Genomic DNA, 24935 nt, shown 5'->3' with positions numbered 1-24935 from the left:
CCTGGTGGGGCGCGGGGATTCTGCTGTGTGGGGTGCGGTGACGTGTGGGGTGCGGTGAGGAGTGAGGCGATGACGGACCACGGTGGTCGGGCCACCTGGGGGGACGGGCTGCGGTTCGGGTTCGGGACGTTGTCCGTGCTGCGGGTGCGGGTGGAGCGGTGGGACCGGGCGGCGGGGGCGCGGGCGATGGTGGCGGCGCCGGTGGTGGGCCTGGTGCTGGGGGCGGCGGCGGCCGGGGCCGGGGCGCTGGTGGCCTGGCGGGCGGGCGGGCTGCTCGGGGCGGTGACGGCGGTGGGGGTGCTCGCCGGGCTGACCCGGGGACTTCACCTGGACGGCCTCGCGGACGTCGCCGACGGGCTGGGCAGCGGCAAACCGGCCGAGGACGCGCTGCGGATCATGAAGCAGTCCGACATCGGCCCGTTCGGTGTGCTGACCCTGGTCCTGGTGCTGCTGGCCCAGATCGCCGCGCTGGCCGGACAGTTGGGGTACTCGCCGCTGCGCGGCGCGCTCGCGGTGCTCGCCTCGGCGACGGCCGCCCGGTGCGCGCTCGCCTGGGGCTGTCTGCGGTCGGTGCCGGCCGCCCGGCCGGGCGGGCTCGGCGCGATGGTGGCGAGCACGGTGACGCCCGCCGGGGCGGTCGCCGGGACGGCCGGTGCGGCGCTCGTCCTGGCCGCGCTCGGACTGTTCGACGGATGGTCAGCCCTCCGCCTCCCACTGGCCCTTGTGTGCGGGGCCGGCTGCGCCCGACTGCTGCTGGGGCGGTGTGTGCGCCGGTTCGGCGGAATCACCGGGGACGTGCTCGGGGCGATGGCGGAGACCGCCGCGACGGGGACGCTGTTCGCCCTGGCGTTGCTCGGCTGACACCGGGCGGCGCGTGATCCCACCATGCGGACTACCATGCGTGAAGCACCGCAGCCCTGCACCGTGGCAGGTCCTGCCCGCCCGGCGCGCACCGTGGAGCCGGGGCCTCTGGTGTGCGCGGCCGCTCCGGCGGCCGCGCACAGCCAGGGGCCCCGGACCCGGAGGCCCGCCGGCGGACGGCCTTCGACGGCGGGCTGCGCCGGTGCGGCAGCCGCGCCGCGACCGGCCGTGGACCGCGAAAGAACAGGACGCATTACGTGACTGCATTGTCTGTGAGCACCTCCTCCGCCGCCTCGCTGCGCGCGGACGCCCTGGTGGTCGGTGTCGCCAAGGGCCCGAAGGGCATCGTGCTGGCGCCCGGCGCCGAGGCCGTGAACGAGGCGTTCGAGGGCAAGCTGGCCGAGGTCCTCAGCACCCTGGGCGCGACCGGCGCCGAGGGCGAGGCCGTGAAGGTTCCCTCCCCCGCCGGCCTGAAGGCCGCGCTCGTGCTCGCGGTCGGCCTCGGCGAGGCCGGCGAGGAGGGCTACGGGCTGGAGGCGCTGCGCCGCGCCGCCGGTGTCGCCGCCCGTACGCTGGCCGGTGCCAAGAAGGCCGCGCTGGCCCTGCCGGCCGAGTCCGCGGCGGAGGTCGAGGCGGTCGCGCTGGGCGGTCTGCTCGGCTCGTACGCCTTCGGCACGTACAAGGGCAACGGCAACGGCAAGGAGCCGGTCGGCGAGCTGGTCGTGCTGGCCGCCCGCAAGGGCAGCAAGGACGCCAAGGCCGCCGTGGAGCGGGCCGCCGCGCTCGGCGAGGAGATGAACCGCGCCCGCGACCTGGTCAACACCGCGCCGAACGACCTGACCCCGAAGAGCTTCGCCGCGATCACGCAGGCGGCCGCCAAGGAGCACGGCCTCAAGGTCGAGGTGCTGGACGAGAAGGCGCTGACCAAGGGCGGCTACGGCGGCCTGCTGGGTGTCGGCAACGGCTCGACGAACCCGCCCCGCCTGGTGAAGGTGGCCTACACCCACCCGAAGGCCAAGGCCACCCTGGCGTTCATCGGCAAGGGCATCACCTACGACTCGGGCGGCATCTCGCTCAAGCCGGCCGGCCACAACGAGACCATGAAGTGCGACATGGCCGGCGCCGCCGCCGTGCTCGCCGCCGTGGTGACCGCCAAGCGGCTGGGCCTGGCCGTCAACGTGACCGGCTGGCTGGCGCTGGCCGAGAACATGCCGTCCGGCTCCGCCACCCGCCCGGGCGACGTGCTGCGGATGTACGGCGGCAAGACCGTCGAGGTGCTGAACACCGACGCCGAGGGCCGTCTGGTGCTGGCCGACGTCATCGTGCGGGCCGGCGAGGAGAACCCGGACGTCATCGTCGACGTGGCCACCCTGACCGGCGCCATGGTGCTGGCCCTGGGCAACCGCACCTTCGCCGTGATGTCCAACAGCGACGAGCTGCGCGACGACCTGCACGCCCTCGCGGGCGAGGTGGGCGAGCAGTCCTGGCCGATGCCGCTGCCCGCCGACCTGCGCAAGGGCATGACCGAGTCGACCATCGCCGACCTGGCCAACATGGGCGAGCGGATGGGCGGCGGCCTGGTGGCCGCCCTGTTCCTGAAGGAGTTCGTGGCCGAGGGCATCGACTGGGCGCACCTGGACATCGCCGGGCCGGCGTTCCACGAGGGCGCTCCGTTCGGCTACACCCCGAAGGGCGGCACCGCGAGCGCGGTGCGCACCCTGGTCCGCTTCGCCGAGCGGACGGCGAACGGCAAGGCCTGATCAGGCAGCCCGCTGCGACGGGGCCCGGCGCGGATGCGCCGGGCCCCGTCGGCGTTCCGACCGGGTTACCTGCGAGTAGGCCGGGACACCGGGGCGCACCCCTGTTCGCTGCGGGCGAAACTTTGTTCCACACTGCGGAAGAGACCGGGCGGGACAGGGCGGAAGACGCCCGTCCGGCGGCTGCCAACACCGCGCTGAGCTGCAATGATGCCCATCCGTGGGGGGTATTCCCGCCCCGGTGACCACTCTGCGGGACACCCCTGGAGTGGACCCGGACATCAGCCACCGCGAACAAGTGCGAAGATGTATTTCCGGCACGACTGGGCGCCTCACAAAGGCTTCCGACCCACCGGACCGTACCGGCCCGGCGACCCACCCCATTGCATGGAGGACGTGACGTGGCGAACGACGCCAGCACCGTTTTCGACGTAGTCATTCTCGGAGGCGGAAGCGGCGGTTACGCCGCGGCGCTCCGCGCCGCTCAGCTGGGCCTGAGCGTCGCCCTGGTCGAGAAGGGTGAGCTGGGCGGCACTTGCCTGCACCGCGGCTGCATCCCGACCAAGGCGCTGCTGCACGCCGCGGAGATCGCGGACGAGACGAAGGAAGCCGCCGAGTTCGGCGTGCTGGCCACCTTCCAGGGCATCGACATCAACGGCGTCCACAAGTACAAGGACGACGTCATCGCCGGCCTGTACAAGGGCCTGCAGGGCCTGGTGGCGTCCCGCAAGGTCACCTTCATCCAGGGCGAGGGCAAGCTCTCCTCGCAGACCTCGGTGGACGTCAACGGCCAGCGCATCGAAGGCCGCCACATCGTCCTGGCCACCGGTTCCGTGCCGCGCTCGATCCCGGGCCTGGAGATCGACGGCAACCGCGTGATCTCCTCGGACCACGCCCTCAAGCTCGACCGCATCCCGAAGTCGGCCGTCATCCTCGGCGGCGGCGTCATCGGCGTGGAGTTCGCCTCGGTCTGGAAGTCCTTCGGCGTCGAGGTCACCATCGTCGAGGCGCTGCCGCACCTCGTCCCGCTCGAGGACGAGAACTCGTCCAAGCTGCTGGAGCGCGCGTTCCGCAAGCGCGGCATCAAGTTCGAGCTGAAGGCCCGCTTCTCGGGCGTCGAGTACACCGAGACCGGTGTCCGCGTCTCCACCGAGAACGGCAAGCAGATCGACGCCGACCTGCTGCTCGTCGCCATCGGCCGCGGCCCGGTCTCGGCCGGCCTCGGCTACGAGGAGAACGGCGTCGCGATGGACCGCGGCTACGTCCTGGTCGACGAGTACATGCGCACCAACGTGCCCACCATCTCCGCCGTCGGCGACCTCGCCCCGACCCTGCAGCTGGCCCACGTCGGCTTCGCCGAGGGCATCCTGGTCGCCGAGCGGCTGGCCGGCCTCAAGCCGGTGCCGATCGACTACGACGGCGTCCCGCGCGTGACCTACTCCAACCCCGAGGTCGCCTCCGTCGGCATCTCCGAGGCCAAGGCCGTCGAGCTGTACGGCAAGGAGAAGGTCGTCACCCTCAAGTACAACCTGGCCGGCAACGGCAAGAGCAAGATCCTGAAGACCGCCGGCGAGATCAAGCTCGTCCAGGTCAAGGACGGCGCCGTGGTCGGTGTCCACATGGTCGGCGCCCGCATGGGCGAGCAGGTCGGCGAAGCCCAGCTGATCTACAACTGGGAGGCCCTGCCGGCCGAGGTCGCGCAGCTCATCCACGCGCACCCGACCCAGTCCGAGGCCCTGGGCGAGGCGCACCTGGCGCTGGCCGGCAAGCCGCTGCACGCGCACGACTGATCGCGCCCCACCCCACCTTTTCCGGTACTTCCCGTACGCAAGTACTTCCCGTACGCAAGACTTGATAGGAGTCGCTGAAACCATGGCGGTCTCAGTAACACTGCCCGCGCTGGGCGAGAGCGTTTCCGAGGGCACCGTCACCCGTTGGCTGAAGGCCGAGGGTGAGCGTGTCGAGGTCGACGAGCCGCTGCTCGAGGTCTCGACCGACAAGGTCGACACCGAGATCCCGGCCCCGGTCTCCGGCATCCTCTCCTCGATCAAGGTCGCCGAGGACGAGACCGTCGAGGTCGGCGCCGAGCTGGCGATCATCGACGACGGCTCCGGTGCCCCGGCCGCCGCTGCGGCCCCGGTCGCCGAGGCTCCGGTCGCCGCTCCGGCCCCGGCTGCTCCGGCCGCCCCGGCCGCCGCCGCTCCGGCTGCTCCGGCCGGCGACGCCACCCCGGTGCTGCTGCCCGCCCTGGGCGAGTCCGTCACCGAGGGCACCGTCACCCGCTGGCTGAAGGCCGAGGGTGAGACGGTCGAGGTCGACGAGCCGCTGCTCGAGGTCTCCACCGACAAGGTCGACACCGAGATCCCGTCGCCGGTCGCCGGCACCGTGGTGAAGATCCTGGTCGGCGAGGACGAGACCGCCGAGGTCGGCGCCCAGCTCGCGCTGATCGGCGCCGCGGGTGCGGTCGCCGCCGCCCCGGCCCCGGCTGCCGCTCCGGCTCCGGTCGCTGCCCCGGCTCCGGTGGCCGCTCCGGCCCCGGCTGCTCCGGCTGCCCCGGCTCCGGTCGCCGCCGCTCCGGCTGCTCCGGCCCCCGTTGCCGCTCCGGCCCCCGTTGCCGCTCCGGCTCCGGTTGCCGCCCCGGTTGCCGCCCCGGCTCCGGTCGCTGCCCCGGCTCCGGTTGCCCCGGCTGCTCCGGCCGCTCCGGCTGCCGACAACGGTGACGCCTACGTCACCCCGCTGGTGCGCAAGCTCGCCGCCGAGCACGGCGTCGCACTGTCCTCCGTCGCCGGTACCGGCGTCGGCGGCCGCATCCGCAAGCAGGACGTCATCGCCGCCGCGGAGGCCGCCAAGGCCGCTCCGGCCCCCGCCGCCGCTGCCGCCCCGGCCGCCGCGCCGAAGGCCGCCGCCGCGCCGTCCGCCCTCCGCGGCCAGACGGTCAAGATGACCCGCATGCGCAAGGTCATCGGCGACAACATGATGAAGGCCCTGCACGAGCAGGCGCAGCTGACCAGCGTGGTCGAGGTGGACGTCACCAAGATCATGGCGATGCGCGGCAAGGCCAAGGACTCCTTCCTCGCCCGCGAGGGCGTGAAGCTGTCCCCGATGCCGTTCTTCGTCAAGGCCGCCGCCCAGGCGCTGAAGGCCCACGCGGTCGTCAACGCCCGGATCAACGAGGCCGAGGGCACCATCACCTACTTCGACACCGAGAACATCGGTATCGCGGTGGACTCCGAGAAGGGTCTGATGACCCCGGTCATCAAGGGTGCGGGCGACCTCAACCTCGCCGGCATCTCGAAGAAGACCGCCGAGCTGGCCGGCAAGGTCCGCGACAGCAAGATCACCCCGGACGAGCTGTCCGGCGCGACCTTCACCATCAGCAACACCGGCTCGCGCGGTGCGCTGTTCGACACCGTGATCGTGCCGCCGAACCAGGCCGCCATCCTGGGCATCGGCGCCACCGTCAAGCGCCCGGTGGTCATCGAGGCCGACGGCGGCACCGCCATCGGCATCCGTGACATGACCTACCTGTCGCTCTCCTACGACCACCGCCTGGTGGACGGCGCCGACGCCGCCCGCTACCTGGTCGCGGTCAAGGAGATCCTGGAGGCCGGCGAGTTCGAGGTCGAGCTCGGCCTCTGACCCCTCCACGGTCCTGCGGAACCCCGCGTCGTCTCCGGACGGCGCGGGGTTCCGCCGTTTCCGGCCCCCGTCGCGCCCTTCCCGGCCCTGCTCGGCCGTTTCCAGGCCCGTTCCCCCGTTTTCGGCCCGGGCCGCGCCGGGTCATGGCATGCGCGGACGCGGCCGAACGGGGATGCTTGAGCGGTGATGGACGAGACGGACTTCTGGCAGATCATCGACGACACACGGGACGCCGCCGACGGCGATCCCGACGAGCAGGCCGACCGGCTGGTGGAGCGGCTCGTCAGACTGACCCCGGACGATGTGATCGACTTCGCCCGGCTCTTCGAGGCCCGGTTCCAGCGCGCCTACCAGTACGACTTGTGGGGCGCGGCCTACCTGCTGCTGGACGGCGCCTCCGAGGACACCTTCGACTACTTCCGCTGCTGGCTGATCGCCCAGGGCCGGGAGGTCTTCGAGGGCGGACTGGCCGAGCCGGACGACCTGGCCGACCTGCTGCCCGAGTTCGACGAGGAGGAGGACGGCGAGGCCGAGGACATCGGCTACGCCGCCGACGAGGCGTACGAGCAGCTGACCGGGCTGCCGCTGCCCGAGGTGGGCGGGCGGCAGGCCGGACGGCCGTCCGGGGCGACGCTGGACTTCGACGACCCGGACGTCATGGCGAAGCGCTTCCCCAAGTTGTGGGAGCGGTACGGGGACTGAGGCCGCCCCGGCTCCCCGCCTCCGGCCCTCGACTCCCGGCCCCCGGCCCTCGGCTCTCAGCCGGGGGCCGGCCCGGTGCTCAGGTGGAACTGCCGGACGAGCTGTCCTGCTGGACGCCCTTGAGGATCTGGTCCAGTACCGAGGCGTCCGGCGCCGCCGGGTTGTCGTCCACGCCGCCCTCGAAGACCACGTAGCCGCCGCCCTTGGCCGGGACCGCGGCCAGCAGGACGTAGCCCTGGGTGCCGTCCGAGGTGCGGACGTGCCAGCGCGTGGCGTAGCCGAGCACACCGGCGACGCTGACGTAGCCGGAGCCGTAGTCGGTGTGCGAGGTGATCCCGGTGAAGATCTGCCCCGCGTAGGCGGGCATCGTGGCGTCGGCGGCCGCCTTGGGGGTATCGCCCTGGACGGTGTTCTTCTCCACCGAGAACTGACCGCGGATGCAGGAGTTGCCGTCCGGGCAGGTGTAGCGGCCGGTGCCGAGGAAGACCGTCGAGTGCGCCGAGTCGGTCGCCGCGTCCCAGCCGTCGTAGACCGGGATGGTGATCGCGTGCTGCGGGTCGGCGACGGTGCTCTTGAGGACCGGGGCGGGCTTGGGCGGCGACACCGTGGGGCTGGTGGTGGGCCGGGTCGGGCTCGGCGTGGGGCCGTCGCTCTGGGTGACGGTGACCGTGGGGTTCGGGGTCGGGTCCGCCTTCGGGTCGTTGCCGCCGCCGCTGAGCATGATCCCGGCGATGGTCCCGCCCACGACCAGCACGGTGACGGCGCCGCCGATGATCATGCCGGACTTGTTCTTGGCGGGCGGCGGCGGGTAGCCCGGCCCGGGGTAGCCGTAGCCCGCGCCCTGGGCCGCCGGGTAGCCGGCCTGGCCCGGGTACCCGCCCTGGCCCTGGTAGGGGTCCTGGCCCGGGTAGCCGTAGGCGGGGGCCGGGGAACCGTCCTGGCCCGGGTAGCCGTAGGCGGGGGCCGGCGAGCCGCCCGGGTAGCCGTAGCCGGGCTTCTGGTCGGAGGGCTGCCAGGTCTGCGTGGGGGCGTCGGAGAGCTGTCCGGCACCGCCCTGGAGCGGCCTGACCTCACTGGTCCAGGCGTTGCCGTCCCACCAGCGCTCGTGACCGGGGGTGCCGTCCGCACCCGGGACCGGGTACCACCCGGGAGGCGTCGAGTTGCTCACGGGCGTACGGTACCCGGCGTGGCGGCGGTCCAGACAGGGCGGGACCGTCACGACTCTGCACCGCCGCCGCACCGGCTTCCGCGCCGCTTCCGCACGCCGCCCGGGAGCTGACCGACCGCCGGGAAAGCCGGGGGCTCAGTCGGCCAGCCGGCGGGCCATCCAGATGTCGTCCACGTAGGAGCCGTCGATCAGGAACTCCTCGACCAGCGAGCCCTCGACGACGAAGCCGCAGCTCTCGTAGAGGCGGCGGGCCGGGGCGTTCCAGCCGAGCACCCGCAGGGTCATCTTCCGGGCGCCCTCGGTCCGGGCCGTGTCGCAGGCCGCCTCGACCAGCCGGCGGCCGATGCCCCGGCCGCGGACCGTGCCGTCGACGGCCAGGCCCTGGATCTGGCGGACGTGCCGGTTGGCGACCAGCGGGGTGGCCGGGACCTGGCGGACGTAGCCGACGAGCCGGCCGTCCAGGACGGCGAGCAGGAACTGCTCGGGGGTGCGCCGCTCGTCGAAGAGCCCGTCCTCCTCGGGGGGCTGCGGGGAGACATCGGACAGGACCGACCAGGCCGCGCGATTGAGGACGGCGAGGTCGCGCTCGTCCTCGGGCCGTGCCGGACGGATGATCAGATCGTCGTCGAACATGCGCGTCATGCTAATGAGACGCCTGAGAAGGTGACAGACAATTCCAGCTGCGAGGATGAGCGCATGCGCATCGCTGTCACGGGTTCCACGGGATTGATCGGTTCGGCCCTCGTCCGCTCCCTGCTGGCGGACGGCCACGAGGTGGTCCGGCTGGTCCGGCACCGGTCCAGGACGGGCCCACAGCCCGACGGCAGCACGGCGATCGGCTGGAACCCACTGCTCGGTGAGGTCGAGCGGGACGGGCTGGCCGGGGTCCAGGCGGTGGTGCACCTGGCCGGCGCCGGGGTCGGCGACCACCGCTGGACGGACGCCTACAAGCGGGAGATCCGGGAGAGCCGGGTCTACGGCACCGAGACGCTGGCCGTCGCGCTGGCCGAGCTCAAGGAGCCGCCCCGGGTCTTCGTGAGCGCCTCCGCGGTCGGCTGGTACGGGCAGACCGGCGACCGGGTGATCGACGAGGACTCCCCCGCCGGCGACGACTTCCTGGCCGAGGTCTGCCTGGAGTGGGAGGCCGCCGCCAGGCCCGCCGAGCGGGCCGGGATCCGGGTCGTCCACCCGCGCACCGGGATGGTGCTGTCCTCGAGCGGCGGGGCGGGCGGGCGGCTGTTCCCGCTGTTCCGGATGGGCCTGGGCGGGCGGCTCGGCAACGGGCGGCAGTACTGGAGCTTCATCTCGCTGCACGACGAGGTGGCCGCGCTGCGCTTCCTGATCGACCACGACGACCTGTCCGGCGCCTTCAACCTGACGGCGCCGAACCCGGCGACCAACGCCGAACTGACCGCCGCGCTCGGGCGGGCGCTGCGGCGGCCGACGCCTTTCCCGGTGCCGGAGGCGGTGCTCAAGGTGGTGCTCGGCGAGCTGGCCGTCGAGGTGGTCGGCAGCCACCGGGTGGTGCCACGGCGGCTGTCGGACGCGGGCTTCCGCTTCACGCACCCGGACGTGTACTCGGCGGTGCTCGCGGCACTGTGACGGCGGTGGTGCTCGCGGCGCGGTGACGGCGGCGGTACGCGGCGCGGTGGCGGTGCTCGGAACGCCGTGACGGCGGTGGTGCTCGGAGCGCCGTGCCGGCGGGCGCCGTGACGTACGCGTGCCGGGCCCCGTGCGTACCTCCGGCTACGGCATCCGCGCTGACCAGGGGCATATGCCGGGCGGGGGTCGGACGGGGCTCCGGGAGGGGGCGCACGGGAGCACATGGCGGGCGCGTCGCACGCCCCCGGTGACCGTACGCGCCCGCCGACCCCCGAACCCGGCCACCACGGCGCACTGTCCGTGACCGCGCCCCCGCCCGGTGCCGCACAACCCCTGCCGGCCCTCGAATCCGGCCCGATGTGCTTGTCTGATGCTCACACTGACTGGGCATCACCCTCCTCGAACCGTGTCCCGGCACCCCGCTGCCTGCGTCGGCCGGAGCCCCGGGCCCAGGGAGGGAGCACGCCAGTGCCCACGTACGACTTCACCCGCCGCGCCCGTCGGCCGTCCGACCCGGACGTCGTCGTGGTCGGCGCCGGACTTGCGGGCCTGGCCGCCGCCCGCGCGCTCACCGGCCACGGCCTCGCCGTTCGGATCCTGGAGAGCAGCGACCGGATCGGCGGCCGGATGGCCACCCGCGAGCTGGACGGCTTCCGGCTCGACGACGGCAGTCACCTGCTGAACACCGCCTTCCCCGAGCTGCGCCGCGCGCTCGACCTCGACCGCCTCGACCTGCGCCCGCTCGCACCCGGCGTACTGGTGCACAGCGGCGGCCGCCGGTACCGCACCGGGGACCCGCAGCTCACCGCCGCCCGACAGGCCGCCACCCGGGCCCCGCTCGGCAGCCCGCTGGACAAGGCCCGGCTGGGCAGCTGGCTCGGCCGGCTCGCCGCCACCCCGATCGGCCGGCTGCAGGCCCGACCGGAGACCACCGCCGCCCGCGCGCTGACCGGCCACGGACTCGCCCCGCGCACCGTCGACGGCTTCCTGCGCCCACTGCTCAGCGCCCTGCTCAGCGACCCGGCGCTCGGCACCAGCAGCCGGGTCGCCGACCTGGTGCTGCGCTCGTACGCGCGCGGGCGGCTCTGTCTGCCCGCCGACGGGATCGCCGCGGTGCCGGCCCAGCTGGCCGCCGCGCTACCCGCCGGCACCGTCCACACCGGGGTGCAGGTCACCTCGATCGCCGCGGACGGCGTGGAGACCCTCCACCACGGGCGGACCGGCGCCCAGGCCGTCATCGTCGCCACCGACGCCCGCTCCGCCACCGAGCTGCTGCCCGGCCTGCGGCTGCCGGACTTCCACCCCGTCACGACCTTCTACCACGCGGCCGACCACCCGCCGGTGGGCGAGGCCGTGCTGCTGCTCGACGGCGACCGGCCGAACGGGCACCCGCCACTGGTCTCGCACTCGCTGGTGCTCAGCGAGCTGCACCCGTCCTACGCCCCGGCCGGCCAGACGCTGGTCGCCACCACCGTGCTCGGGCGGCGCGCCTTCGACGCGAGCGGCCCGGCCGGACTGGAACCGGCCGTCCGGGCCCGGCTCGCCGAGCTGTACGGCACCTCGACGGCGGGCTGGCAGTTCCTCAGCGTGCGGCACGTCCCGGACGCGCTGCCCGCAATGCCGCCGCCGCACAACACCCGGCGGCCGGTGCGCCTGGTGGCCGGGCTGTACGTCGCCGGGGACCACCGGGACACCAGCACCGTGCAGGGCGCGCTGGTCTCCGGGCGGCGGGCGGCGCGGGCGGTGCTGCGCGACCTCGGCGTCCCGGCCGACGCGCGGGAGGCGGAGGCGGCGGCCTGAGGGGCCACCGGGGCGGTCGGCGAATTCGGGCCGATCATCGCGATCGCCGTGCTGCTCAGCGGCAACTCCCCCGCCCGTGGTGGTCACCACCATCGAGGTGGAAGCCGGGCACCTGGCGTCCTCGACCGCGGCGGCGCTGGTCGGCGCCGGAATGCCGTCGGTGCTGGTGTTCCCGCTGGCGGCGCAGCGGGTGCGGGGTGGCGCGCGGCCGTCCGGGGCGACGGCCGGGGGCAGGCCGAGGGTCCGGGCCGAGAGCTGGTCAGCGCCCGGCCCGGACCCCGAACGGTCAGATGACCCCGGCCTGGCGGGCCGTCTCCTCGAAGGCGCGGGCCACCGGGCTGCCGCGGTAGGGCGTGAGGCGGCGGTGGAAGTCCCGGACGTACTCCAGCGAGCGGGCCGAGCGCATCTCCCCCGCCGCCCGCAGCGCGTCGGTCGCCATGGCGCAGGCCTCGTCGAGGTCCCCCATGCCGAGCCGGGCGGTGGCCAGCACCAGCCGGCAGAAGATCCGGCTGCGCGCGTAGGCGGGCGAGCGCAGCCGCAGCGACTTCTCGGCGTGCTGCGCGGCGGTGCGCCACTGCTGCAGGTCGCGGTAGCAGTGGGCGAACTCGTCGGAGAGCTGCGCCTCGTCGAAGTACCGTGCCCAGGCCGGCAGTTCGTCGCCGGTGCGGGCCGCCGCCAGGGCCCGCTCGGCGCGTACCAGGGCGGTGGTGCAGGACCGGACGTCGCCCAGCAGGCCGTGCCCGCGGGCCTCGGCGGCGTGCATCAGCGACTGGACCACCGGGGGGACGGCGGTGCCCACGCCCTGCTGGGCGACCCGGGCGAGCTGGACCGCCTCCCGGCCGTGGCCGAGGTGGACGGCCTGCTGGCTCATCGTCACCAGCACGTAGCCGCCGAGCGCGCGGTCCCCGGCGGCCTGGGACAGGCGCAGCGCCTGGACGAAGTAGCGCTGGGCCAGGCCGTGCGCGGCGATGTCGAAGGACGTCCAGCCGGCCAGCCGGGTCAGATCGGCGACCGCGCCGAACAGGGCCCGGCCGATCTGCTCGCCGTAGCGGCCGCGCAGCATCGGCTCGGCCTCGCTCTCCAGGTAGCGGACCAGCGCCTGGCGGGCGTGGCCGCCGCCGTAGGCGTGGTCGAGCGCGCGGAAGAGGTCGCCGACGGCGCGGATGGCGGCGATGTCGCCGCGGCCGACCCGCAGGGCAGGGCGGGATTCGCGGGCCGGGTCGGTGTACGGCGGCTCGACGGCGACCGGTGGGCGGCGGCTCTGGATGGGCACCCGGCCGATGGTGGGGGCGGTGCCGGTCGTCCCGGCCGTGCTGCGCGCGGTGGGCGGCGCGCCGGGCAGGCCCGCGGCCGGGCCGCGCGCCGGGCCCACCGGGGACGCGCCGGGCGCGCTCGGCGCGGGCGCGCCGGTGATGGCGGCGGAGGCGGTGCCGGCGGACGGCGGGCCGGCGGCGGTGTCCGTCCGGGCCAGGGTGGAGCCGTCCCGGGCGACGCGCTCGTCGGTGCGGCCGATCAGCCAGTCCCGGCTGGGGACGACCAGGCCGGCCGGGGTGAAGGCGATCCGGCGCAGCTCGGACTGCGGGCCGTTGTCCTTGCGCCACATGCTCGCCACGATGTCCACCGCCTCCTGCGGGGTCTCGGCGAACTCGAGGCCGGCGTAGACCGGGGCGCAGGCGTCCAGGCCGAGGTCCTGGGCGGTGAGGCGGCGGCCCAGGCGGCGGGTGAAGACCTCGGCGATCAGGGCCGGGGTGGCGCCGCGGGGTTGTTGGCCGCGCAGCCAGCGGGTGACCGAGGTCTTGTCGTAGCGCAGGTCGAGGCCGTGCTCCAGGCCGAGCTGGTCGACCCGGCGGGCCAGGCCGGCGTGCGAGAAGCCGGCCTCCTCGATCAGTGCGGCGAGCTGGCCGTTCTGCGGGGCCGGGCCGGAGTGGCCGGTGCTCCGCGCGGGCGCGGGCGCGGGCGCGGGGGTGACGGGGGTCTCGTGCCGGTCGGGTGTGGCCTGCGAGGGCAGCCGCAGTTCGTCGGCGGTCGAGGCGTCGGCGGTCAGCGTGTCGCCCGTCAGGGCGTCGGGGGCCAGGGCGTCGGGGGCGTCCGGAAGGGTCCGACCGACCGGACCTCGGTGCTGGCCGAGCGGGTCGAGCGGTCCGTACGCCGGGCTGTCGGTTGCAGGCCGTTGGGGCATGTCTGTCAACACCTCTCGGACGTCGCACCGGGCTCTACCAGCACTTCGGCGGCCTGGGGCGGCGCCCCCTGTCGGGAATCGGCGTGAATGTAGCGAGCATTCGGGCGCTATGGGTGGATCTGACCGAGCAATCCTCCGAACGGGTGAAGCAACCGCGCCCATTGTGGGGAAGCGCGGTCACCCTGGGTTTGGCCTTCCGTAGTCGAACCGTCGATCGAGGGTCGTAGTGGTTGACGCCACAGCTCGGCGGGATGCTGTGGCGGCCTGCCACATGGGAGCCGGGGCGCCGGATTCCTACCGTTCTCAGCCATGGACACCACTACAGCCCGCCCGCTCGACGGCCGCACGGCCCTGGTCACCGGCGCCGCCTCGGGCATCGGCCGGGCCTGCGCCGAGGCCTTCGCCGGGGCCGGCGCCCGGGTCTACGTCGTCGACCTCGCGGCCGGTCCGGCCGAGGAAATCGCCGAGCGGATCGGCGGGCGCGCGATCGTCACCGACCTCTCCGACCCCGGGGCCGTGGACGCCCTTCCGGACGACGCCGACATCGTGGTCAACAACGCCGGGCTCCAACACGTCGCGCCGGTGCACGAGTTCCCGCCCGACCGCTTCACCCTCATCCAACGCGTCATGGTCGAGGCCCCGTTCCGCATCCTGCGCCGGACCCTGCCGCACATGTACGAGCGGGAGTGGGGACGGATCGTCAACATCTCCTCCGTCCACGGCCTGCGGGCCAGCGCCTTCAAGTCCGCGTACGTCACCGCGAAGCACGCCCTGGAGGGGCTGAGCAAGACGGTCGCCCTCGAAGGCGCCCCGCACGGCGTCACCAGCAACTGCATCAACCCCGGCTACGTCCGGACCCCCCTGGTGGAGAAGCAGATCGCCGCCCAGGCGCTCGCGCACGGCATCCGCGAGGACGAGGTCGTCGAGCAGATCATGCTCGACCGCACCGCCGTGAAACGCCTCATCGAACCCGACGAGATCGCCCAACTCGCCCTCTGGCTCTGCTCCCCCGCCGCCTCCTACATCACCGGCGCCAGCCTCCCGGTCGACGGCGGCTGGACGGCGCACTGAGCGACGGGACCGTGGCCCCGGGCGCCATGAACCGACCGAACAGTATGTGGTCCGCCCCCATAGGACTCCGCCCGGAGGGTTCCTACCTTGTGGCGACATCGTCTCCCCCCGGCCCTGGAAGTGGTGGCACATGAAGGCCTCTGCAAGCGGTGCGGCTGCGCGCACCTCACTCCCGAGAGTGGTGGCTGCCAGCCTGATCGGCACAACGATCGAGTGGTACGACTACTTCTTGTACGGAACGGCGGCGGCGCTGGTGTTCGGGAAGCTGTTCTTCCCGCACAGCGATCCGCTGACCGGCACGCTGCTGTCGTTCCTCACCTACGCGATCGGGTTCGCGGCGCGGCCGATCGGGGCCCTGGTGTTCGGGCACTTCGGGGACCGGGTGGGCCGCAAGAAGCTGCTGGTGGTGAGCCTGCTGCTGATGGGCGGGTCGACCACGGCGATCGGGCTGCTGCCGACGTACGACTCGGTCGGGGTCGCGGCGCCGGTACTCCTGACGACGCTGCGGCTGGTGCAGGGGTTCGCGCTCGGCGGTGAGTGGGGCGGGGCCGTGCTGCTGGTGTCGGAGCACGGGGACCAGCGGCGGCGGGGTTTCTGGGCGTCCTGGCCGCAGGGCGGGGCGCCGGCCGGGAACCTGCTGGCGGCGGGGGTGCTGTCGCTGATGACCTCGGTGCAGTCGGACGCGGCGTTCCTGTCCTGGGGCTGGCGGGTGCCGTTCCTGCTGTCGGCGGTGCTGGTCGCGGTCGGGATGTGGATCCGGCTCGCGGTGGACGAGTCGCCGCTGTTCCGGGCCGCGCTGGCGGCGCAGCAGAAGCGGGAGAAGGACCGGAAGAGCGCCGAGCAGCCGCCGCTGGTCAGCGTGTTGAGGCACCACTGGCGGGAGGTGCTGGTGGCCATGGGGGCGCGGATGGCGGAGAACATCTCGTACTACGTGATGACGACCTTTGTGCTGACGTACGCGGTCACCCACGCGCACTTCTCCAAGCAGAGCGCGCTGAACGCCGTACTCATCGCCTCCGCGATCCAGTTCACGCTGATCCCGCTGTTCGGCGCGCTGTCCGACCGGGTCGGGCGCAAGCCGGTGTACCTGGTGGGCGCGGTCGGCGTCGGGATCTGGGCGTTCGTCTTCTTCGGGATGGTGGACACCCGCTCGTTCGGGTCGCTGCTCCTCGCGGTCACCGTCGGGCTGGTCTTCCACAGCGCGATGTACGCGCCCCAGGCAGCCTTCTTCTCCGAGCTGTTCGCCACCCGGATGCGGTACTCGGGCGCCTCGATCGGGGCCCAGTTCTCGTCCGTGGCGGCCGGCGCCCCGGCGCCGCTGGTCGCCACCGCGCTGCTCAAGGACTACGGCAGCGCCACCCCGATCTCGGTGTACGTCGCCATCGCAGCGGCGATCACCGTCCTCGCGGTGCTCTGCGGACGGGAGACCAGGGGACAGGACCTCACCGAGGTCGAGGAGCGAGAGGGGTCCCAGGAGCCTGAGGGGTCTGAGGAGCGGGCGGGACAAAAGGGGCCGGAGGCGGACGCCCCGACGGCCGAAAAGCCCGCCGTCGCCTGACGGTTGAGCCGCTACCATCGCGATTTCTCGGAATCGACGAACCGACGCCGATTGGCGGCACGCACCATGAACCACCCGCACGGAAGCGCCGCGCCCGCCCTGCGGCGACTGCTCGACCTGCTCGCCTCGGGCGCCGCCACCGAGGACTTCGCCGACGTGCTGGCCGACGCCCGCCGCCGCGGGGCGTCGGCCACCGTCCTCGCCGAGATCGACGACGCCACCTGGCAAGCCCTGCGGGTCCACCGTACCCTGCGTCAACACCGGCGCCGAGAAGCCGAGTTGACCGCACTGTTCGACACCGCCGGAGACCTCGCCGCCTCCCGGGACCTGGACACCGTGCTCCAGGCCATCGTCCGCCGGGCCCGGATGCTGCTCGGCACCGACACCGCATACCTGACCCTGCCGGACGAGGCCGCGGGCGACACCTACATGAGGGTCACCGACGGCTCCGTCTCCGTCCTGTTCCAGACCCTGCGGCTCAGCCTCGGCGACGGCCTGGGCGGGCTGGTCGCCCAGGCCGCCCGCCCGTACGCGACCCCCGACTACCGCACCGACGAACGCTTCCACCACACCGGCACGATCGACGCGGGCGTGCTGGACGAGGGCCTGGTGGCGATCATCGGGGTGCCGCTGCTACTCGGCGGACAGGTCATCGGGGTGCTGTTCGCCGCCGACCGCTCGCCCCGCGCCTTCTCCCCCGACGAGGTCGCACTGCTCTGCACCCTCGCCGCGCACGCCGCGATCGCCCTGGACACCGCCAAGTCCCTGGCCGACACCCGCGCCGCACTCGCCGAGCTGAACGCCGCCAACGAGCTGGTCCGGGCCCACTCCGCCGCCGTCCAGCGCGCCGAGCAGGCGCACGACCGGCTCACCGACCTGGTGCTGCGCGGCGCCGAGGTGCCGGACGTCGCCGCCGCCGTCGCGGCCCTGCTGGACGGGGAGATAGCGGTCCTCGATGCCGAGGGCGAGCCGCTGGCCGGCCGGTCCGCGCCCGCCGCCGAGCTGGCCGGGGCCGTCGCCGCCTCCCGCATCGAGGGACGGTCCGTACGGCACGGCGAGCAGTGGGTCTGCGCGGTGCTGGCCGGGCACGACGCGCTCGGCACCATGGTGCTGCGCGGACGGCCCGACCTCGACGACGCCGACCGGCGGCTGTTCGAGCGGGCCAGCGTGGTGACCGCCCTGCTCCTGCTGCTGCGCCGCTCGGTGGCCGAGACCGAGAACCGGATCCGCGGCGAACTGCTCACCGACCTGCTCACCGCCCCCGAACGCGACCCGGCCGGGCTCACCGCACGCGGCCGCCGGCTCGGCGTCGACCTCGCCCGCCCGCACCTGGTGCTGGTCGCGGAACCCGCCGAGCCGACCGGCACCGACCGGGGACGACTGGCGGGCGCGGCCCGGCGGTACCTGTTCGGCTCCCGCGGCGTCAGCGCCGAGCACGGCGAGGCGGTGGTGCTGCTGGCGCCCGTCGAGACCGGCACCGCCGAGGATCCCGAGGAGACCGCCCGGCAGGCCGCCGAACGGCTGGCCCGGCTGGCCGGCTTCCCGGTCACCGTCGGCGCCGGCCGCCCGGCCGCCGGTCCGACCGCGCTGGCCGCTTCGTACGCCGAGGGCCTGCGCTGCGTACGGGCACTGCGGGTGCTCGGCCGCGCCGGTGAGGGCGCCTCGGCCCGCACGCTCGGCTTCCTCGGGGTCCTGCTCGGCGACGGCCACGACGTGGACGGCTTCGTCGGCGCGACGCTCGGCCCGCTGCTCACCTACGACACCCGGCGCGGCACCGAGCTGGTCCGCACCCTGCGCGCCTACTTCGACTGCGGCGGCAGCCTCACCCGCGCCAAGGACGAACTGCACGTCCACGTGAACACGGTGGTCCAGCGGCTGGACCGGGTCGAGGCACTGCTCGGGCCGGACTGGAACCACCCGGAACGGTCGCTGGAACTCCGGCTCGCGCTGCGGCTGCAGCTGCTCGCGGGCGGCTGAAGGGCTCGACCGGGCCTGGGCGTACAGTGGCGAGGTTGGTCTCGAACGCCTGGCAAGGAGCGCAGAACGTGAGCGCGAACGTGCGTTTTGTTCACATGGGCATAGGTGAGCGCACCGTGCCGTATCAGGAGGCGTGGGAGGAGCAGCAGCGGCTGCACGCGCTGCGGGTCGCGGACGAGATCCCCGACACCGTCCTGCTGCTGGAACACCAGTCCGTGTACACCATGGGCAAGCGCACCAACCCCGCCGACCTGCCGCTCGACGGCACCCCGGTGGTCGAGGTCAACCGGGGCGGCGAGATCACCTGGCACGGCCCCGGCCAGCTGGTCGGCTACCCGATCGTCAAGCTGCCCGACCCGATCGACGTCATCGCCTACGTCCGCCGGCTGGAGGAGGCGCTGATCCGCGCCGCCGCCGAGTTCGGCATCGGGACCGCCCGGGTCGAGGGCCGCAGCGGGGTCTGGGTGCTGGGCGAGTCCATCCCGGACGCCGTGGTCGACCCGGCCGAGGTGGTGGACATCGGCAAGCTGACCCTGCGGATGGGCCTGCCGCTGGGCATCGACCCGCGGCTGGCCGGCCCCGAGTACGCGCCCTCCAACGCCGGGCAGCGCGGCGACGACCGCAAGCTCGCCGCGATCGGCGTGCGGGTCGCCCGCGGTGTGACCATGCACGGCTTCGCGCTCAACTGCGACCCGGACATGACCTGGTTCGACAAGATCGTGCCGTGCGGCATCCGGGACGCGGGCGTGGCCTCGCTCTCCGGCGAGCTGGAGCGCGGGCTCTCCGTCGCCGAGGCGGCGCCGGTGGTCGAGCGGCACCTGACGGAGCTCTTCGCCGAGCTGCCCGAACCGGCGCTCAGCCACTGACCCCGTCGCTGACCCCCGTCGGCACCCGGTCGCTGACCCCCGTCGGCACCCGGTCGCTGACCCCGTCGGCACCTGCCGGCGACGGTGCGCCGACCCGGCCCGGCGCACCGTCGCCGAAAACCCCCGAGCACGAAATCCCCCGAGCACTGGGAATCTACTCACCAGTAGCCGTGTTGCCCTGCGATTGCAGGGCGGCAGGCCCGGCGAAGGCCGTACAACCACAGGCGTACCCTGGGGGTACCCCGTCTAGTTCTAGGAGTCGCACGTGTCCGCTGTCGCACCCGACGGCAGGAAGCTTCTCCGCCTGGAGGTCCGCAACAGCGAGACCCCCATCGAGCGGAAGCCCGAGTGGATCAAGACCCGCGCGAAGATGGGCCCGGAGTACAACGCCCTCCACTCGCTGGTGAAGAAGGAGGGGCTGCACACGGTCTGCCAGGAGGCCGGCTGCCCCAACATCTTCGAGTGCTGGGAGGACCGCGAGGCGACCTTCCTCATCGGCGGTGACCAGTGCACCCGCCGCTGCGACTTCTGCCAGATCGACACCGGCAAGCCCGCCGAGTTCGACCGTGACGAGCCGCGCCGGGTCGCCGAGTCCATCGTCACCATGGACCTCAACTACGCCACCATCACCGGCGTCGCCCGCGACGACCTGGAGGACGGCGGCGCCTGGCTGTACGCCGAGACCGTGCGCCAGGTGCACGCGATGACCGCCGACCGCGAGAGCGGCCGCACCGGCGTCGAGCTGCTCATCCCCGACTTCAACGCGGTGCCCGAGCAGCTGGCCGAGGTCTTCTCCTCCCGCCCCGAGGTGCTCGCGCACAACGTCGAGACGGTGCCGCGGATCTTCAAGCGGATCCGCCCGGCGTTCCGCTACGAGCGCTCGCTGGACGTCATCACCCAGGCCCGCGCGGCCGGACTGGTGACCAAGTCCAACCTGATCCTGGGCATGGGCGAGACCCGCGAGGAGGTCAGCCAGGCGCTCGCCGACCTGGTCGGCGCCGGCTGCGAGCTCATCACCATCACCCAGTACCTGCGCCCCTCGCTGCGCCACCACCCGGTGGAGCGCTGGGTGAAGCCGCACGAGTTCGTCGAGCTCCAGGAGGAGGCCGAGGAGCTGGGCTTCGCCGGCGTCATGTCGGGCCCGCTGGTGCGCTCGTCGTACCGGGCCGGCCGGCTGTACCGGCAGGCGCTGGAGCGGCGCGAGCAGGCCGCGGTCTGACGGTCGCGATCGGGTTCGAGCCGTTGATCGGATTCGAGCCATTTGAGCCATTCGAGGGGCGGAGCTGCGGCTCCGCCCCTCGACGCTTCACCACACTTTGACTGCCTGGTCACGGGCTGGTAACACGGGGTGGGGATGATGGACGTCCAGCGAGCGTTCGATTCTTCTCAGCCACGAGAGGAGCTGTTCGGCATGGGGATGCGGATCCGGTCGGTGGGAGTGGCGCTGCGGTTCGCCGAGAGCGTCCTGCTGGCGCCCGGCCAGCGGCACGCGCGGCGCAACGCCTGGGCGGCGGTGTGCGAGAACCGTCAGCACGCGGCGGACCGCCGGCACGACGCGATGGCGGTGGAGAGCGCGGGGACGGCGGCAGCCCGGTCCGTACCGGGGTGAGGTTCCGGCGTCGCTGTGTGCGACGGCGTACGGGCACACGGGTCACGGTTCGGGCGAACGGGTACCCGGGCTTGGATATCCCGCACCCCTGCCACGTACCATGAGCGTTATGGCGAGGGAAACATCCGAGAACCCCGGGCGACTGAAGCAGATCCGCCTGGCTTACACCATGACCAAGAAGGTCGACACCAAGATCGGCCTGATCATCGCCGGCGTCGGCCTGCTGACCTTCGGCGTGTTCCTCGCCATCGGCTTCGCAATCGACCACCCGATCTATCTGGGCATCCTGGGCTTCATCGTGGCCGTGCTGGCCATGGCGATCGTCTTCGGGCGCCGGGCCGAACGCGCCGCGTTCGGGCAGATGGAGGGGCAGCCGGGCGCCGTCGCGGCGGTGCTGAACAACATCCGGCGCGGCTGGAGCTCCAACACCACCCCGGTCGCGGTCACCCGTAACCAGGACGCGGTCTACCGCGCGGTGGGCCGGGCCGGCATCGCGCTGATCGGCGAGGGCAACCCGAACCGGGTGCGCCAGCTGCTGGCCTCCGAGAAGAAGAAGATGGCCCGTGTGGTCGGCGATGTGCCGGTGCACGACATCGTGGTGGGCGACGGCGAGGGTGAGGTCCCGCTGAAGAAGCTGCAGATCCACCTCATGCGCCTGCCCCGCGCCATCACCGCCTCCCAGGTCACCGAGACCAACGACCGCCTGCGCGCGCTGGGCGACCTGCTCTCCAAGGCGCCGATCCCCAAGGGCCCGATGCCCAAGGGCGCCCGGATGCCCAAGGGCGGCCAGGCCCGCTGACCCTCCCCCGTCCACACCAGAACGGCCCCGCCGCGGAAGCTCCGCGGCGGGGCCGTTTCGACGTTGTGCGCCGTGCGTTGCGCGCCGTCCGGTGGGTGCCGTGCGTTGCGCGCCGTGCGGTACCCACCGGGTCCGGTGGGTGCCGGATCCGGGCCTCGCCTAGATCCGGACCTCGACGGTGCCGACCGCCTTGTCGTGCAGACCCCGGGTGTCGCGGTCCCAGACCAGCGGGGGCACCACCAGGCAGAGCAGCAGGGTACGCAGCAGGACCTGCGGGATGGTCGCGCGGCCGCCGTCCAGGCGGATCACCCGGAGGCCGAAGAGCCGCTTGCCGACCGTCGTACCGGTCGTGGCGAGCAGCAGGGCCGCGACGAGGAAGTACAGCGGGCTGGTCCACAGGTTGGCCTCGGCCTGGTCGCCTCGGGCGATCAGGCCGTAGGAGATCAGGGCGACCAGCCAGCCGTCCACGAGCAGGGCGCCGATCCGGCGGCCGGGGCCGGCGAGGGAGCCGGAGCCCTCCTCGGGCAGTCCGAGGCGCTCGCCGCGGTGGCCGAAGTCGGCGCCCATCTTCTCGGCGGCCGCCTTAGGGCCGTCGATCCACGATCCCAACGCTTCTCTGGTGTCCACGAATCCACACTAACCGGGCTGACGGCGCGCACCGTCACCGGCACCCCTCCGGGCGGGGCGCCGTCCCCGACCGGGTGAATCCCGCCTGCGGCGCGTTCCCCGCGGCCTTCCCAGTGGTCCAGACCACTGGCGGGAAGCCGCCCAGGTGAGCGGGGCGTTTTGCCCGCTCCCGTACGTCTTTGCCGCCCGCCCGGGGGACGCGGTTAACATCGAGGAAACGAGCGGGTCACCGGACGGAAACGCCCCATTCCTAGGGTGAGCCCAATTCGCACGCTGAGGAGGATGGATGTTCAACAACGCCGCCGAAGTGAAGCAGTACATCCAGGACAACGACGTGAAGTTCGTCGATGTCCGTTTCTGCGACCTGCCTGGCGTCTTGCAGCACTTCTCCGTACCTGCGGCGACCTTCGATCCGTCCGAGATCCTGATGTTCGACGGCTCGTCGATCCGCGGCTTCCAGGCCATCCACGAGTCCGACATGGCACTCGTGCCGGACCTCGCCACGGCCCGGCTCGACCCCTTCCGGGCCGAGAAGCACCTCAACATCAACTTCTTCATCCAGGACCCGGTCACCGGCGAGGCCTACAGCCGCGACCCGCGCAACGTCGCCAAGAAGGCCGAGGCCTACCTCGCCTCCTCCGGCATCGCCGACACCGCGTTCTTCGGGCCCGAGGCCGAGTTCTACGTCTTCGACTCGGTCCGCTTCGACACCAGCGCCAACGCGTCCTTCTACCACATCGACTCGGAGGCCGGCGCCTGGAACAGCGGCGCCGCCGAGGGCGACGCGCGCGGCTACAAGGTCAAGTACAAGGGCGGCTACTTCCCCGTCCCGCCGGTCGACCACTTCGCCGACCTGCGCGCCGAGATGTCGCTGGAACTCGCCAAGGCCGGGCTCGAGGTCGAGCGCCAGCACCACGAGGTCGGCACGGCCGGCCAGGCGGAGATCAACTACAAGTTCAACACCCTGCTGCACGCCGCCGACGACCTGATGCTGTTCAAGTACATCATCAAGAACGTCGCCTGGCGGAACGGCAAGACCGCCACCTTCATGCCGAAGCCGATCTTCGGCGACAACGGCTCGGGCATGCACGTCCACCAGTCGCTGTGGACCGCGGGCTCGCCGCTCTTCTACGACGAGCAGGGCTACGCCGGACTCTCCGACACCGCGCGCTACTACATCGGCGGCCTGCTCCGGCACGCGCCCTCGCTGCTGGCGTTCACCAACCCCTCGGTGAACTCCTACCACCGCCTGGTGCCGGGCTTCGAGGCCCCGGTCAACCTGGTCTACTCGCAGCGCAACCGCTCGGCCGCGATCCGCATCCCGATCACCGGCTCCAACGCCAAGGCCAAGCGCATCGAGTTCCGCGCACCGGACCCGTCCTCCAACCCGTACCTGGCCTTCTCCGCCATGCTGATGGCCGGCCTCGACGGCATCCGCAACAAGATCGAGCCGCTGGAGCCGGTCGACAAGGACCTCTACGAGCTGGCCCCCGAGGAGCACGCCAACGTCCCGCAGGTGCCCTCCTCGCTCCCGGCCGTCCTCGAGGCCCTGGAGGCCGACCACGAGTACCTGCTCGCGGGCAACGTCTTCACCCCGGACCTGATCGAGACCTGGATCGACTTCAAGCGCACCAACGAGATCGCCCCGATCGCCCTGCGGCCGCACCCGCACGAGTTCGAGCTCTACTACGACCTGTAAGCCCTCCGACCTGCGGAAACGCAGTTCGATCTCTCATCGTTTCCGCAGGTCAGCGCGTCGCTGACCTGCGGAAACACGCATATGAGGGCGAGCATCGAGGACTGACGGGCTCGCGGTGTGAAATGGAAGTGAAATGAGTTCGATCTCGCCAGTAGCTCCGATCGCATGGCTTCCCCGCGTCAGGCGTCGGCAGGGTTGGCCGATTCGAGGCCTCTGGAGCAGCTAGGACTGGACGAAGGTCGAACTCGGCGCAAGGCATGCGGCACGCTCCTCGATGACGCGAGTCGCTGCAATCGGCACTAGCTCAGTGACGCTGAGTTACGGCAGGACATGCTCCCCCGCAGTCCAGAACTCTTTCGTACCTCTTCGAGGTCCGGCCCCCGATCAGCAGTCACCGAGCAAGCGAGATCCACCGACCGCGGGGGCGCCGAGAGTGATGCGCTGGGGTGCGACAGGACCAGTGCCACAGCCGCTGCCCTGTTCCTGGACGGGCCCGTCATAGAGGCCGACCTCGCCCTGAACCACGGCCCCGACCCGTCCCTTTGGAGACTTCCGGTGACCGTCGTCCTTTTCCCGCTCGACCCAACACTGCCCGAACTGCTGCGCGATGTTTCAAGAGCCGGCTGAATCTCGACGCCGACGGCTACTGACGCGACACCGTCGTGGTCGAACGCCGTAACCCGCCCTCACGCGAACACTGGAGACCGCCCTGCCTCGAACGGCGCGGGGCGACCTCCGCCAGGCCCGGTCAGCGGCGGAACCCACCCCGCAGGGCGCGGACCAGGTCTGCGAGCGCGCGGATGATCGCAGCTGTACCTGCCCTCGCTGAATCTGCGGCCGAGCCCGCTGTCAGCTGCGGGAACCCCAGGGACGCCCCCGGGACGCGCAGTGCAGTGGGACTCTCCGGATGGCTCATGCGGCCGTCGCTTAGGGCGTCCGCCAGTAGGTCATCGGATGCGGGGGCTTCGAGGCCGGGTATCCCAGCGGTAGAGGGTCCAAGCCCGTCTGATTAGGCAGCGGA

Annotated in this window: 19 protein-coding genes; 15 read left to right on the top strand and 4 right to left on the bottom strand. The window is 72.8% G+C overall.

All coding sequences use genetic code 11. The annotated features are described in order from the left end of the window. Positions 1-69: 69 nt before the first annotated feature. The 5 genes from ACZ51D_RS27095 (at position 70) to ACZ51D_RS27075 (ending at position 6959) form a co-directional block, all read left to right on the top strand. Positions 70-861 carry an adenosylcobinamide-GDP ribazoletransferase gene (locus ACZ51D_RS27095; RefSeq protein ID WP_465621540.1) on the top strand — a complete coding sequence of 264 codons (792 nt, stop codon included), beginning with the start codon at positions 70-72 and terminating at the stop codon, positions 859-861. A 257-nt stretch (positions 862-1118) separates the two neighbouring features. Next, positions 1119-2621 (top strand): leucyl aminopeptidase, encoded by a 1503-nt coding sequence (locus tag ACZ51D_RS27090; protein ID WP_465663752.1) that lies wholly within the window; start codon positions 1119-1121, stop codon positions 2619-2621. Between the two features lie 398 nt (positions 2622-3019). Continuing rightward, positions 3020-4408, top strand: coding sequence for a dihydrolipoyl dehydrogenase (gene lpdA, locus ACZ51D_RS27085; RefSeq protein ID WP_030061083.1), 1389 nt, complete (start codon positions 3020-3022; stop codon positions 4406-4408). A gap of 82 nt (positions 4409-4490) precedes the next feature. Continuing rightward, positions 4491-6257 carry a 2-oxoglutarate dehydrogenase, E2 component, dihydrolipoamide succinyltransferase gene (sucB, locus tag ACZ51D_RS27080; RefSeq protein WP_465663751.1) on the top strand — a complete coding sequence of 589 codons (1767 nt, stop codon included), beginning with the start codon at positions 4491-4493 and terminating at the stop codon, positions 6255-6257. A 186-nt stretch (positions 6258-6443) separates the two neighbouring features. Beyond that, on the top strand, positions 6444-6959 hold the full coding sequence (locus ACZ51D_RS27075) for a DUF4240 domain-containing protein (protein WP_360493023.1): 516 nt from the start codon (positions 6444-6446) through the stop codon (positions 6957-6959). Between the two features lie 79 nt (positions 6960-7038). Here the strand turns inward: ACZ51D_RS27075 and ACZ51D_RS27070 are convergent, their stop codons facing one another. Continuing rightward, positions 7039-8127, bottom strand: coding sequence for a DUF2510 domain-containing protein (locus ACZ51D_RS27070; RefSeq protein ID WP_465663750.1), 1089 nt, complete (start codon positions 8125-8127; stop codon positions 7039-7041). Positions 8128-8262: 135 nt separating this feature from the next. Next, entirely contained in the window at positions 8263-8760 is a 498-nt protein-coding gene (locus tag ACZ51D_RS27065) for a GNAT family N-acetyltransferase (protein WP_360492525.1), read from the bottom strand. A gap of 63 nt (positions 8761-8823) precedes the next feature. On the opposite strand from ACZ51D_RS27065, the gene ACZ51D_RS27060 reads away from it, so the two are divergent. Further along, positions 8824-9729, top strand: a complete 906-nt coding sequence (locus ACZ51D_RS27060; RefSeq protein WP_465621549.1) for a TIGR01777 family oxidoreductase — start codon at positions 8824-8826, stop codon at positions 9727-9729. Positions 9730-10197: 468 nt separating this feature from the next. Further along, complete coding sequence (locus ACZ51D_RS27055) at positions 10198-11529, top strand: FAD-dependent oxidoreductase (protein ID WP_465621551.1); 1332 nt, start codon at positions 10198-10200, stop codon at positions 11527-11529. Between the two features lie 286 nt (positions 11530-11815). Here ACZ51D_RS27055 and ACZ51D_RS27050 read toward each other — a convergent pair whose 3' ends face one another. After that, entirely contained in the window at positions 11816-13708 is a 1893-nt protein-coding gene (locus ACZ51D_RS27050) for a regulator (RefSeq protein ID WP_465663749.1), read from the bottom strand. 309 nt (positions 13709-14017) lie between these two features. Here ACZ51D_RS27050 and ACZ51D_RS27045 point away from each other — a divergent pair, with 309 nt between their 5' ends. The 7 genes from ACZ51D_RS27045 (at position 14018) to ACZ51D_RS27015 (ending at position 21588) form a co-directional block, all read left to right on the top strand. Continuing rightward, positions 14018-14779 (top strand): 3-hydroxybutyrate dehydrogenase, encoded by a 762-nt coding sequence (locus ACZ51D_RS27045; RefSeq protein WP_360492537.1) that lies wholly within the window; start codon positions 14018-14020, stop codon positions 14777-14779. A 130-nt stretch (positions 14780-14909) separates the two neighbouring features. Next, complete coding sequence (locus tag ACZ51D_RS27040) at positions 14910-16337, top strand: MFS transporter (protein WP_465621555.1); 1428 nt, start codon at positions 14910-14912, stop codon at positions 16335-16337. A gap of 66 nt (positions 16338-16403) precedes the next feature. Further along, on the top strand, positions 16404-18314 hold the full coding sequence (locus tag ACZ51D_RS27035) for a helix-turn-helix domain-containing protein (protein ID WP_465663748.1): 1911 nt from the start codon (positions 16404-16406) through the stop codon (positions 18312-18314). Positions 18315-18409: 95 nt separating this feature from the next. After that, the gene (lipB, locus tag ACZ51D_RS27030) at positions 18410-19180 is read left to right on the top strand and encodes a lipoyl(octanoyl) transferase LipB (protein ID WP_465621661.1); all 771 of its coding nucleotides are present in this window, start codon (positions 18410-18412) and stop codon (positions 19178-19180) included. Between the two features lie 265 nt (positions 19181-19445). Beyond that, on the top strand, positions 19446-20399 hold the full coding sequence (gene lipA / locus ACZ51D_RS27025; protein WP_360492549.1) for a lipoyl synthase: 954 nt from the start codon (positions 19446-19448) through the stop codon (positions 20397-20399). A gap of 192 nt (positions 20400-20591) precedes the next feature. After that, positions 20592-20789 carry an SCO2195 family GlnR-regulated protein gene (locus ACZ51D_RS27020; protein ID WP_465621559.1) on the top strand — a complete coding sequence of 66 codons (198 nt, stop codon included), beginning with the start codon at positions 20592-20594 and terminating at the stop codon, positions 20787-20789. 100 nt (positions 20790-20889) lie between these two features. Beyond that, positions 20890-21588 (top strand): DUF4191 domain-containing protein, encoded by a 699-nt coding sequence (locus ACZ51D_RS27015; RefSeq protein ID WP_396287787.1) that lies wholly within the window; start codon positions 20890-20892, stop codon positions 21586-21588. A 159-nt stretch (positions 21589-21747) separates the two neighbouring features. Here ACZ51D_RS27015 and ACZ51D_RS27010 read toward each other — a convergent pair whose 3' ends face one another. Beyond that, positions 21748-22215 carry an RDD family protein gene (locus tag ACZ51D_RS27010; RefSeq protein ID WP_360492558.1) on the bottom strand — a complete coding sequence of 156 codons (468 nt, stop codon included), beginning with the start codon at positions 22213-22215 and terminating at the stop codon, positions 21748-21750. Positions 22216-22501: 286 nt separating this feature from the next. Between ACZ51D_RS27010 and glnA the strand changes: the two genes are divergently transcribed. Next, on the top strand, positions 22502-23914 hold the full coding sequence (gene glnA / locus ACZ51D_RS27005) for a type I glutamate--ammonia ligase (RefSeq protein WP_465621562.1): 1413 nt from the start codon (positions 22502-22504) through the stop codon (positions 23912-23914). The last annotated feature ends 1021 nt before the right edge of the window (positions 23915-24935 follow it).

The organism is Kitasatospora sp. NPDC033851 (assembly GCF_055576085.1).
Note: the sequence above shows the minus strand (reverse complement) of the source record. Positions and strands in the feature narration are given on the sequence as shown.